The sequence below is a fragment of the Agrobacterium vaccinii genome (assembly GCF_021310995.1).
In the GTDB taxonomy this organism is placed as follows: Bacteria; Pseudomonadota; Alphaproteobacteria; order Rhizobiales; family Rhizobiaceae; genus Agrobacterium; species Agrobacterium vaccinii.
The window spans coordinates 1,178,028-1,189,773 of the sequence record NZ_CP054150.1 but is presented as its reverse complement, the minus strand read 5'-3'; the positions used below and the strand labels follow the sequence as shown (position 1 = coordinate 1,189,773).

The following is an 11,746-nucleotide window of genomic DNA, read 5'->3' as shown; positions in this document are numbered from 1 at the left end:
TGACCTCTTTACCGCGGCTTCTTGCCGAAGACCTTGATGTATTCGGCTTCGCCACCCTTGGCGAGAGCCTCGGCCTGACGTACCCAATCATCGCGATCGATACGACCCTTGAAATTCAGATAACCATCAACCCATTCACGCTCTTCTGCGGACCAACCGGCAATCTGCATATAGGTGAAGATGCCGAGTTCGTTGAGCGTTGCTTCGTTCTTCGGGCCAACGCCGGAAATGAGCTTGAGATCATCGGCCTTTGCGGGCCGTTCAATCTTGGCGGGACGGTTCTTGTCTTCCAGCGATGGTTTGGCAGACGTTTTCGTCTCGCCCGACCCTTCTTTGGCAGCGTCCTTGGCGTTGCTTTCGGACGCCTTGGGATCGGTGACCGGTGTCTTCAACTTCGCATCCGACTCGGCTGCCGTCGTCTTCGGCTTTGCAGCTTCAGACGGTGCAGCCGCGGCTTCCGGCGCTGCGGGCGCCTCTGCTGGCTTGTCGAGATTGGAACGGTCAGGCTTCGTCTCTTCCGTCAACGTCGTCAGCGGACCGATCGGAGCCGACAAATGACGGTCGATCTGCGGGCCTGGCTTGACGGTGTCGCCCTTGCCGGCTTCGAACGTGTCGATGATCTCTTCCAGACGCTCGGGCGTCAGGTCTTCATAGGCATCCTTGAAGATGATGACCATCGGCGCGTTGACGCAGGCGCCCTGACATTCCACCTCTTCCCACGACAGCGTACCGCTCTCATTGGGGGTCAGCGGGTCATGATGGATCTTGTGGCGGCAGACGTCCATCAGCGCTTCTGAACCGCGCAACATGCAGGGCGTGGTGCCGCAGACCTGAATATGCGCTCTGGTGCCGACAGGCTTGAGCTGGAACTGCGTATAGAACGTCGCAACTTCAAGCACGCGGATATAGGCCATATCCAGCATGTCGGCGATCTTTTCGATACAGGCGCGGGTGACCCAGCCGTCCTGCTCCTGGGCGCGCATCAACAGCGGAATGACCGCAGATTGCTGGCGTCCTGCAGGATACTTCTGGATCGTTTTTTCCGCCCATGCGGTGTTGTCCGCGTTAAACGCGAAACCCGTGGGCTGGAACTGATCTTCGGCTAGTCGACGAACGGACATACTTCCTCACGCCTCATCAATTGAGCGACTCGCACCGCGATTTCGTCACCGTGACGAATTCGCAGGCATAGGCCGCTTTGTCTTTTTGCATGAACACAATGAATTTTCCGCCGTTGGGAAGCGAGGACTTGATCTCGTATCCCTGTGACAGAAGTTGCTTGACAGATGATGAACCGCCGCCTGCCTGCGAAGACACGCCGTTATCCGCCGTCTGGGCGAAAACGGGTGCAGTCGCGGCAACAAGAGCCGATATGGCCAGCGGCAAACGCATCAGCGGTCGACCTCCCCGAACACGATGTCCAGAGAGCCGAGAACAGCCGTCACGTCGGCAAGCTGGTGTCCCTTGCAAAGGAAGTCCATGGCTTGCAGATGTGCGTAACCCGGCGCGCGGATCTTGCAGCGGTAAGGCTTGTTCGAACCATCGGCGACCACATAGACGCCGAACTCGCCCTTCGGCGCTTCGACGGCTGCGTACACTTCGCCAGCCGGCACGTGATAACCTTCGGTGTAGAGCTTGAAGTGGTGGATCAGCGCTTCCATCGAACGCTTCATCTCGCCACGCTTTGGCGGAACGACCTTGCCATCGAGCGACGACACGGCACCAACGCGGTGCTTGCCCTGCAACAGTTCAACGCACTGCTTCATGATCTTGATCGATTCGCGCATTTCCTGCATGCGGATGAGATAGCGGTCATAGCAGTCGCCGTTCTTGCCGACGGGAATGTCGAATTCCAGATCGGAATAGCATTCGTAAGGCTGCGCGCGACGCAAATCCCAGGCAGCACCCGAGCCGCGGACCATGACGCCGGTAAAGCCCCATGCGAACGCATCTTCGAGCGAGACAACGCCGATATCGACGTTACGCTGCTTGTAGATGCGGTTGTCGGTCAAAAGACCTTCGACATTGTCGAGGAAGGTGATGAATGGATCGCACCACTTGCCGATATCATCAACCAGCTCAGGCGGTAGGTCCTGATGGACGCCACCTGGGCGGAAATAGGCGGCGTGCAGACGGGCGCCCGAAGCGCGCTCGTAGAACACCATGAGCTTTTCACGCTCTTCGAAGCCCCAGACCGGCGGCGTCATTGCGCCCACGTCCATGGCCTGCGTCGTGACGTTCATGATGTGCGAGAGAATGCGGCCGATTTCCGAGAAGAGAACACGGATCAACTGACCACGCATCGGAATCTCGAGGCCGAGAAGCTTTTCAACGGCCAGCGAGAAGGCATGCTCCTGGTTCATCGGCGCAACGTAATCGAGGCGGTCAAAATACGGCAGCGCCTGAAGATAGGTCTTGGTCTCGATTAGCTTTTCCGTGCCGCGGTGCAACAGGCCGATATGCGGATCGACGCGCTCGACGATTTCACCGTCGAGCTCGAGCACGAGACGCAACACGCCGTGCGCGGACGGGTGTTCCGGGCCGAAGTTGATCGTAAAATTGCGAACGTTATGTTCTGTCATCAGTGTTGCTCCGCCGACGTAATCATGGCGATGAATTCGGGGCCGGTCATGTTCTTCGTGGCCTCGGCGAACGAATAGTTTGTCGGCTTTTCGTCTATGAAGATTTGCGATGCGAAACGGAAACTGGACGGGTCTTCGAAGGACTGCAGAGAAACCGCATGGTGCGCACCATCTTTCGAGCGCCACATGACCGTACTGCCGCACGTGGTGCAAAAGCAACGCTCGCCCCATTCGGAAGACGAATAAACGCCCAGTTTTGCGTCATTTTCGAGGGTTACCGCCTCGCACTCGACGGCGAGGAACACCCCACCCGTCCAGCGACGGCACATGGAGCAATGGCACGCGCCGACTTCACGGGCACCGATCGTCGCTGAAAAGCGCACGGCGCCGCAAAGACACTGCCCCTGCTCTATGGCGGCAGCTTCGCTCATGGCTTGGCCTTTTCGTCACCGGGAAGAACGTAATCCGTTCCTTCCCAAGGGGAAAGGAAGTCGAAGTTACGGAATTCCTGTTTCAGTTCGACAGGCTCATAAAGAACGCGCTTCAGCACGTCATCGTAGCGCACTTCCACAAAGCCCGTGACCGGGAAATCCTTGCGCAGCGGATGACCTTCGAAACCGTAGTCGGTCAAAATGCGGCGCAGGTCCGAATGGCCTTCGAATGGAATGCCATACATATCCCATGCTTCGCGCTCGAACCATTCAGCACCAAGGAAAACGGACGTCGCCGATGGGACGGCTTCGTCTTCGGCGGCCTGAAGCTTGATACGCACGCGCAAATTCTGGCGCGGCGACAGCAGGTGGTAGACCACGTCGAAACGCTTTTCGCGGCTCGGCCAGTCCACGCCGCAGATATCGATGATGTTGACGAAACCGCACTGCACGTCGTCACGCAGGAAGGTCAACAGCGCGATGACGTTCTCAGGAGTGGTGTTCAGCGTCAGTTCGCCATAGGCAATCACCGCAGATTCCAGCAGGGAACCGCGCACTTCCTGCACATAGGCCGAGAGATCGTTGAGAGCTTCGCTCATTTGTCAGTCCTCTGCCCTTAACGCTCGATCGTACCGGTACGGCGGATTTTCTTCTGCAGCAGAAGCACGCCGTAAAGCAGCGCTTCCGCCGTGGGGGGACAGCCCGGCACGTAGATATCGACAGGAACCACACGGTCACAACCGCGCACGACGGCGTAGGAATAATGGTAGTAACCGCCGCCATTGGCACAGGAGCCCATGGAGATGACGTAGCGTGGCTCCGGCATCTGATCATAGACCTTCCGAAGCGCTGGCGCCATCTTGTTGGTGAGCGTACCGGCAACGATCATCACGTCCGACTGACGCGGCGACGCGCGCGGAGCAACGCCGAAGCGTTCCATATCATAACGCGGGCCGGAGGCCTGCATCAGACCTTCAACGGCGCAGCAGGCCAAGCCGAACTGCATCCACATCAAGGAGCCTGTGCGAGCCCAGGTGATCAGCTCGTCCGTGGACGTGACCAGAAAACCCTTGTCGGCAAGCTCATCGTTGATTTCAGTGAAATAGCCATCGTCGCTACCGACAGGCTTGCCAGTCGATGGATCGATAATGCCCTTGGGCTTTGGCGCGACAAGCGTGGTGTCGTTTTGAACTACGCCCATTCCAGTGCCCCCTTCTTCCATTCATAGATAAAGCCGATGGTGAGAACACCAAGGAACACCATCATGGACCAGAAACCGAACCAGCCGATTTCACCGAAGGACACAGCCCACGGAAACAGGAATGCGACTTCAAGATCGAAGATGATGAACAGAATCGACACCAGATAAAAGCGAATGTCGAACTTCATACGCGCGTCATCAAAAGCATTGAAGCCGCACTCGAAGGCCGAGAGCTTTTCCGGGTCGGGGTTCTTGTAGGCAACGGCGAAAGGCGCAATCAACAGCGCCAGACCGATGACAAGCGCGATACCAATGAAGATTGCGATCGGAATGTAGGAACTGAGGAGTTCAGTCATTGTCTCTTCCTTACCCGACCGAGCGTCGAGTATATCCCTTTTGGATGAGAATCCATAGGGTCGAAATTATGTTGCAACGCCGCAGTGGTTATCCCAGCCACGCTCTCTCTGCAAGAGATTAAGTGCCATTTCGAGTCAATCGTGACTTCGAGAAGCTACCATTATATGCGCACGCCTTGCCGAACGCCAGAATTTACAGCGCTAAGCTATTCAAAAACATGGATAATCAAACAGGATTTGGCGCCACCAAATTGTCGCATATTTTTGAGCTTAAAAATGACTGCAGCTCGACAAAAACGACAATAAAAAGATGACTTAAAAACCCAAGAAATCGCTCGAACTGAAACGATACTGAAGATGGCTTAGAGGGCATGTTTTGCAGCGAACACGAAGCCCGACAACACGACGTGTGGATTTGTTAAAAACGATGTCTTGGAGATTTTTACGCAACAACTGCGATTTGAAAAAAGGACATTGACTTCTGCTATCAGAAGAAAATGGCGCGAGTGACGGGGCTCGAACCCGCGACCTCCGGCGTGACAGGCCGGCACTCTAACCAACTGAGCTACACCCGCGCATTATGTCGGACTGTTGGAAGTCCGTAGATATCGAGGAAGGAATGGCGCGAGTGACGGGGCTCGAACCCGCGACCTCCGGCGTGACAGGCCGGCACTCTAACCAACTGAGCTACACCCGCACATTCCCAAAAAGACTGGCCGAAACCCGTCTCACGAACTCGCCTCGGCTGTTCGTTGAGCGGCTAACTAAGGCGTTCGCGGTGGGGTGTCAAGCAGCTTTCACGACAAAAGAATAAGCTTTGTCATTTTGATTTCACAAACCGCCAGGAAGGCCCGGTTTCCCGGCAGTTTTGTTGTTTCCATTTTTTTCGCCCACCGACGACCGCATTTATTCAAAGCCATTGGGGAGTGGAAGCGGAGCTGTTGGTGGGCTCGTAGGTGCGCATGAATCGACTCGTAAGTCGCATTTGGATTCGTGCTCACGAAGCGATCGAAGCTTTAACGAAAGGAGGCCACTCTGTAGTGGAGCAAAAATTCGGTTCCGGCGCGAACCTTTAGCATCCATGCTGCCAGTAAGGCTGTGGACAAAATAGAGAGAACCATACGCCACTGCGCGCTCACCCCCCCTTCCCTTCAGGGCTTTTGGTGTCTTAGCCATGAGGAAAGACCAATAGCTGCCGTCACAAAAATCGAAAAAAACAAAAAAACTTCACAAAAGCTCTTGCGGTTTTTTTCCGATACCAATACATCACGGCCACCGACGCGGCAGACACGATCTGCATGACGCGAAGGGCGATTAGCTCAGTTGGTAGAGCGCCTCGTTTACACCGAGGATGTCGGGAGTTCGAGTCTCTCATCGCCCACCATTTCATCTTTCCTTGAAGACATAGAAGTGTAATACGCGTCAGCGATTTTGCCTCTGCGTAGCCGCCTTGCCTCTTCCCTTTAGAAATAACGCTGCATCTCCTCCTCCATCATCACGCCGTCACCCATTATGGCACGCAATGTGTCGAGTGCCTCGGGCGCGGCTTCTATGCGTGCGTGGCGACCGGTCGTAGCCAGCAGGGTCAGGCCGGGCGTGTTGGATATGATGGTCTGCCAGTTTGCTGGCGGGGTAGCATCGTGGCGGAACGTTATGCGGTAGATTTTTCGCGATTTGCTCATATCGTCCTCCCAGAGAAGGTGAAGTATCGCACGAATTGGCTCCATTCGACATCGTTGGAGATCGAATGGAGCAGTCTTAGTCCCGTTTCTGACTTTGTTGCCGTTATTGCGCGCGGCTGAGGCCGTTGCCCTGGTATTGCGGCGGGAGGCCGATGGTCAGCGCGCTTTGTTCAAGAATAGCGCGTGCATATTTGGCGCGAGCGGAGGTTCGTTGCAGGCTGGTGTATATCGCGTCTCGCGAGAGCATGACCGCGAGCGCGCCAGTGGTGACAGGTGTAGCCATGGATGTACCCGACATGTCGGCGTAAGGTGCGGCATCCTCGTCTGTGGCCGGGACGGTGGAGATGACGGCTGAGCCACCGGCGGTGATGGCGATCTGTGGCCCGAAATTGGAATAGGTGGGCAAAAACAAGCCATTTCTTGCGTAATGATCTGCCTGAGGCGGTGTGGTGAGATTGGCGAGATTATAGACGGGGTATGTCCCCGGTCTCGTTACCGCCGACACCGCCACCGAGAGTGGATAGCTAGCAGGCGCCAGAACCGGCTGACCGAAATTATTCCCGGCTGCGCAGATACAGAGCGCGCCGCGCCCGTAGGCTGCGAGAACGGCATCATATTCGATGGCGGATGGCGTGCCGCCTAGGCTAAGATTGATCAGATCCACCTCATGGGCATTGACCATTGCATCGATGGCGGCGGCAATGTCGCCCTGGTTCGCCCCCCTGCCCGGCGCGAAAACCCTTGCGGTAAAAACATCCGCACCCGGCGCGAGCCCTGCATATTCGCGGCTGTCTGCGGGAGGACGCGCACCGATGAGGCCCGACACATGCGTTCCATGCCAGATGACATCGGTGGTAGCGTCAGCCCCCGGCTGAAAACCGCCGTCGATGAACGCACCGGCAGCAACGATGTGATCGAGATATGGATGGGGACCCAGGCCGGAATCGATGACGCCGACGCGGATGCCCGTGCCCGCCTGTGCATCGAATGCATTGATTCCCGCAAGCTGATGCCACCAGCCCAACGGGCCTGCCGCCGGCAGTGGATCGAGATTGATGATGCTGCCCGAAACGGGGCGAACAACCATGCCTGACCAAACCGCCCCATGTGGCGAAATCTGTGCGGAGACCGGAAACCATTGGGTCGCGTCGAACTGACAGGACGCCAGACCGTGCGCGTCCGTCGTGACCATGATGCTGCTGCTGGAGGGGTGAGCGCCCGGCGTGAGAGCTGTCAGCCCGAATTCCACCTGCGCATTAAAGAGCGGCGCACCTGATGATGTCAAGTTGAGCGTAAAAGGAAGCGGGCCTGCCGCTGTGTTGCTCGCCGACTGGACAGAGGGCGGTGCGGATGTGGGTAATGGCGTGCCCCAGGGGGCAAGTCGCAATGATGCTGGCCAGCGTAACGCTTCCCGCTCTACAATCGTATCGGGTGAAAGGTCGCGCGTCTTTGCCAGCAACTCGTTCTCATCCGCGTTTACGACAAGCACGCGGCGTACATTGTCCCTCTCCACACCATTGTCGCTGACGATATCCATTCCGCCACCGAGAGCGCGCGTCAAACGGTCGCTGAAATTGGCCTTGGCAGAGCGGCGAGCGCGGCCATCGCGGTACTGTGCCATGCGGTGCGAAATGATGAAGCGACCGGACGGACGCTCCGGCTCGGCTGGGCTCTCATTGTTGATATCGGTTGTATCGGATGTCATGGCTCTCTTCTCCTAAAGCGGGAGGTCGATACTTCGGAAAGGCCGGATTTGCTGGGAAGTGATCGTATCGCTTACACACGCAATCCGACTGTAAATTTCCAATTACTCGTTATAAATGTATTTTTTAATTGCACAACTTTAAAAAGTGCAATAGAAATTTTCTCGTCAAAGGCGAGTTAGGAGTACGCCAAGCAATTACCGGTGGTTGCTCTCGGCAGGCTGCGCTCTCCAGACATGTCACAGAGCTCCCTTCAACGAAAAATCGGGATTTGATCGATGACCTACACCTCTTTCGGCTGCCAGCCAGCAGCCGCGCAGACTATCGTCGGCCCTACGGCCTATTGGCATTGCCCGCCAACAAGCCTTCTTGGTTGCCAGACCGCCGTGCAGTATTGCCAGCCGCCAGCTGATCAGAACCAGCAGGGACCGTACGGCCCGACGGCTTACCTGCATTGCCCACAGACGAGCATGCCTGGTTGCCAGACTGCGGTCCAGCATTGCCAGCCTCCAGCTGGTCAGGGACAGCAGACGCCGATTGGGCAGACAGCCTACCTGCATTGCCCGCAGACAAGCATGCCTGGTTGCCAGACTGCGGTTCAGCATTGCCAGCCTCCTGCTCATCAAGGGCAGCAGACGCCTGTTGGTCCGACGGCATACTTTCATTGCCAGCCGACCAATATTCCAGGCTGCCACACGTCTACAAACCCGTGCCCGCAACTCACCGTCATGCCACCGCAGCCAGCTGGCGATATGCAGCAGCAACAGCAGAGCATTACGCTGACGCCAGTGTGCCAGATTACGCTTACGCCGATTTGCTCCACAGGCATCCCATTTGTTTGCTATGGTGGCGCGGCTAATCAGCAGGCGGCAGCGCCTCAACAGCAGCAGGAACAGGGCATCACACTCACACCAGTGTGCCAGATCACCAACATCACACCGATTTGCCCGACGACAGGCGTTCCCATCATCTGCAACGGTGCGGCTGCCTATCAGCAGGCGCCAGCCCCGCAGCAGCAGCAGGAACAGGGCATCACGCTCACGCCTGTCTGCCAGATCACCAACATCACGCCGATTTGCCCCACGACAGGTGTTCCCATCATCTGCAATGGTGCAGCCGCCTATCAGCAGGCGCCAGCCCCGCAGCAGCAGCAGAGCATTACGCTGACGCCAGTGTGCCAGATTACGCTTACGCCGATTTGCTCCACGGGCATCCCGATTGTTTGCAGTGGTGGTGTGGCAATTCAGCAGGCGGCAGCGCCTCAGCAGCAACAACAGCAGAGCATCACACTGACGCCGGTGTGCCAGATCACCAACATCACGCCGATTTGCCCGCAGACGGGTGTTCCCATCATCTGCAATGGCGCAGCGGCGGCTGCACAGGCAACGGTGACACCGCCGACATCCATCGGCTGCGGTACTCTGGCCACTGTTTGCAACCCGACGCACATTCATTGCACGGGCCAGTAAGAGGAATGTCTGACGTATGTCATCAACAGGTGACATGAGTTCAACCCATCGGCCGCTCGCGGCCGATGGGACTATTTCGAGCCAGCACTGCGGCTCGGTTTCAGCGGCTTCCTTGGAAGCACATCAATCCGGCCTTGGGGAAAACCGATGTATCTGACCAGCGGCACACTCGTGCCTTATCTCATGGATCGACGCGTACTTTCGGCAACTGAGCTTCTCGATGATGACATTACCATTGTCGAGGCTGGGCGTCGCAACAGAAACTTCAAGGTTTTGCGCCGGGATGGAACCGGCCTTTTCGTCAAGCAAATTCCCCTTGTTGCAGCCGAAACGATGCAGTCGGTACAGCGCGAGGCAACGCTTTACGCACTGGCAGACAGCGGTGTTTCGACTGCGGACCTGAAAGCGCTCATGCCGCAGATTCGCCATTACGATAAGACCCGGCATTTGCTGGCGGTCGATCTGGTGCCGAATTCGCAAAGCCTTACTTTTTATCAAATGCGGGTTTCAGCGGTTGCTGGCGCGATGGAGGACATTGCGACGCAACTGGGCACCCTGCTATCCACATGCCACGGCCACGCGACCGACATTCTGGGCACTGCTGCGAAACAGGGTGTGTTCCCAGTGCAGCCACCATGGATACTGAGCTTTTCCGATTTTGGCGAAACGATGATGCCGAACATGAGCGGTGGTGCAAAGGGTGTTCTGGCGGCTGTTCGCAAGGAGCCGGGATTAAAAGCGCATATGGCACTGCTGAAAGCCGAATGGCAGCGCGGCTGTCTCATTCATGGCGATCTGAAATGGGAAAACTTCCTCGTTTCTCAGCCGGATGAAAACGCCAAGGCGAGTGTTCAACTGATAGACTGGGAACTGGCGGACCTTGGGGATGCCGCGTGGGACGTGGCGTGCGTGCTCGCAAGCTTCATGCAACCCGTCATCGTTGGGCGCTTTTCCGCGCAGGGACAATTCCTTGGCCCGGCACCGACGGAAGACATCGCACGTGCACAGGCATGCTGCAAAGCGTTCTGGACCGCCTACACCGCAGCATTCTCACTGACAGCGCAACAGCAGGTGCAAGCGAAAGACCGATGCGCCCGTTTCGCAGCGGCGCGGCTCGATCTCACGGCTTATGAAATCGCGCAGGCGACACCGGAGATTTCGGCCTCGGCGGTTCTCGCCATCCGCACGGCAACCAGCATTTTCAACGATCCGCGCAGTGCCGTGCAGCAACTGTTCGGCCTCGCAGACCCCGGAGCATGATGATGAACGCCATTGATCGAACATTCGTCGCAACCCGCACACAGCCCATCACCCTGCCAACGCAGTTGCAGCCATCGCTGGCTGACATTCTCGGCGCGGTCAAAATCATCAATCTGGGGCAGTTCAGGATAGGCAACCGACCTGTGGTGACGCTCCCGCCCGCCGCACCGTCGGAACCACCAAAGCCTGTGACGACCCGGCTTTCGGAGGCCCTGTGGCCAGCGCTTTACGATGCGGCCTATGCGCGGCCCTTTACTCCAGACCCGCCCGCACCGAAGAACATGGCAACGGATGTCGACCTGCTATCGCAGCTTCGCGCTGCATTCCCGGAGGGCTCACGCTGGTCTCAGCAGTGGCAGGTCTACAAGACGGATGCGAGTGGTGCGATCCACGTGCGCAAGGGCGATTGCTGTCGCCACGTTCTTCCTGGCGCCTTCACTCTTTCTTCGCCTGGCCCTGTGCAGGTCAACAGCAATGTCTCGATCCTGCTGCCACTGGCGTCATCACAGGTTCAGTCGGCCTTTTACCACATCACCGGGCATGTGCCGCATTGCGATCATGACGATGCCGCGCTGGCACGGCTTTATCTCAACACAAGACCAGAAACGGTCGTGTCTTTGATGGCGCTGTTGGCGGGGCTTTTGAATGGTTACGCGGTGCCGTTTCGCGCGAAAACACTGCTGGACCCTTCCACTTACGACCGCACGGACAGCACCGTGTTCTACCTTGCGCGCAGGCACCTGCCGTTCATGCTCGCGCTGCTGCGCGATGCGTTTGTAGAGACGGCACCGGATATTGGAGCAGACGTGCCCCTGTTTTCGAAATCACTGACCGGTGGCGTAGGTGGGGCGGATGATCCTGGCTATGGCATGAGCTTCGGACAGGTCCGCACCATGCTGATGGCCGACGCGATCGTGCGCGCCTGGGCGGCGGGCAGTCAGTCGGTGGAAACGCGGCTGGACTATCTCGAAAAGCGCTTTGCCGAGGCCGGTCTTTCGTTGACCGCACCGCATCTGAGCGCCGGAAACAGCGACCTATATACCTATCCCGTCTGAAAGGAAT

The 11,746-nt window shown here is 57.4% G+C and carries 12 protein-coding genes and 3 tRNA genes; 4 read left to right on the top strand and 11 right to left on the bottom strand.

From position 1 onward, the window contains the following. Positions 1-8: 8 nt before the first annotated feature. From HRR99_RS06125 to HRR99_RS06085, 9 genes are all read right to left on the bottom strand, one after another. Positions 9-1,121, bottom strand: coding sequence for an NADH-quinone oxidoreductase subunit E (locus HRR99_RS06125; protein ID WP_233123135.1), 1,113 nt, complete (start codon positions 1,119-1,121; stop codon positions 9-11). 16 nt (positions 1,122-1,137) lie between these two features. After that, a complete protein-coding gene (locus HRR99_RS06120) occupies positions 1,138-1,392 on the bottom strand; it encodes a hypothetical protein (protein WP_111838990.1) in 255 nt (84 codons plus the stop codon). Further along, the gene (locus HRR99_RS06115; RefSeq protein WP_045230691.1) at positions 1,392-2,582 is read right to left on the bottom strand and encodes an NADH-quinone oxidoreductase subunit D; all 1,191 of its coding nucleotides are present in this window, start codon (positions 2,580-2,582) and stop codon (positions 1,392-1,394) included. The genes HRR99_RS06120 and HRR99_RS06115 overlap by 1 nt, the downstream gene beginning before the upstream one ends. Then, the gene (locus HRR99_RS06110) at positions 2,582-3,013 is read right to left on the bottom strand and encodes a GFA family protein (RefSeq protein WP_233123134.1); all 432 of its coding nucleotides are present in this window, start codon (positions 3,011-3,013) and stop codon (positions 2,582-2,584) included. Before HRR99_RS06110 ends, HRR99_RS06115 begins: the two co-directional genes overlap by 1 nt. After that, a complete protein-coding gene (locus HRR99_RS06105) occupies positions 3,010-3,612 on the bottom strand; it encodes an NADH-quinone oxidoreductase subunit C (protein WP_233123133.1) in 603 nt (200 codons plus the stop codon). Before HRR99_RS06105 ends, HRR99_RS06110 begins: the two co-directional genes overlap by 4 nt. 17 nt (positions 3,613-3,629) lie before the next feature. Next, positions 3,630-4,214, bottom strand: a complete 585-nt coding sequence (locus HRR99_RS06100; RefSeq protein ID WP_062451383.1) for a NuoB/complex I 20 kDa subunit family protein — start codon at positions 4,212-4,214, stop codon at positions 3,630-3,632. Beyond that, positions 4,205-4,570: an NADH-quinone oxidoreductase subunit A gene (locus HRR99_RS06095; RefSeq protein ID WP_042619792.1), complete on the bottom strand. Its 366-nt coding sequence runs from the start codon at positions 4,568-4,570 to the stop codon at positions 4,205-4,207. Before HRR99_RS06095 ends, HRR99_RS06100 begins: the two co-directional genes overlap by 10 nt. A 498-nt stretch (positions 4,571-5,068) precedes the next feature. After that, positions 5,069-5,145 (bottom strand) — tRNA-Asp (locus HRR99_RS06090). A 45-nt stretch (positions 5,146-5,190) separates the two neighbouring features. Next, positions 5,191-5,267, bottom strand: a tRNA-Asp gene (locus HRR99_RS06085). Between the two features lie 611 nt (positions 5,268-5,878). Between HRR99_RS06085 and HRR99_RS06080 the strand changes: the two genes are divergently transcribed. Beyond that, a tRNA-Val gene (locus HRR99_RS06080) sits at positions 5,879-5,954 on the top strand. A gap of 79 nt (positions 5,955-6,033) precedes the next feature. Here HRR99_RS06080 and HRR99_RS06075 read toward each other — a convergent pair. Together HRR99_RS06075 and HRR99_RS06070 are read right to left on the bottom strand one after the other, a co-directional pair. After that, positions 6,034-6,252: a hypothetical protein gene (locus HRR99_RS06075; protein ID WP_233123132.1), complete on the bottom strand. Its 219-nt coding sequence runs from the start codon at positions 6,250-6,252 to the stop codon at positions 6,034-6,036. Positions 6,253-6,355: 103 nt separating this feature from the next. Next, positions 6,356-7,957: a S8 family serine peptidase gene (locus HRR99_RS06070; RefSeq protein WP_233123131.1), complete on the bottom strand. Its 1,602-nt coding sequence runs from the start codon at positions 7,955-7,957 to the stop codon at positions 6,356-6,358. Between the two features lie 276 nt (positions 7,958-8,233). Here HRR99_RS06070 and HRR99_RS06065 point away from each other — a divergent pair, with 276 nt between their 5' ends. The 3 genes from HRR99_RS06065 to HRR99_RS06055 all read left to right on the top strand — a co-directional run bounded on the left by HRR99_RS06065 (position 8,234) and on the right by HRR99_RS06055 (position 11,739). Beyond that, positions 8,234-9,424 carry a hypothetical protein gene (locus HRR99_RS06065; RefSeq protein ID WP_233123130.1) on the top strand — a complete coding sequence of 397 codons (1,191 nt, stop codon included), beginning with the start codon at positions 8,234-8,236 and terminating at the stop codon, positions 9,422-9,424. Between the two features lie 147 nt (positions 9,425-9,571). Continuing rightward, the gene (locus HRR99_RS06060; RefSeq protein WP_233123129.1) at positions 9,572-10,684 is read left to right on the top strand and encodes a phosphotransferase; all 1,113 of its coding nucleotides are present in this window, start codon (positions 9,572-9,574) and stop codon (positions 10,682-10,684) included. 2 nt (positions 10,685-10,686) lie between these two features. Next, positions 10,687-11,739 carry a T3SS effector HopA1 family protein gene (locus HRR99_RS06055; protein WP_233123128.1) on the top strand — a complete coding sequence of 351 codons (1,053 nt, stop codon included), beginning with the start codon at positions 10,687-10,689 and terminating at the stop codon, positions 11,737-11,739. Positions 11,740-11,746: the final 7 nt, after the last annotated feature.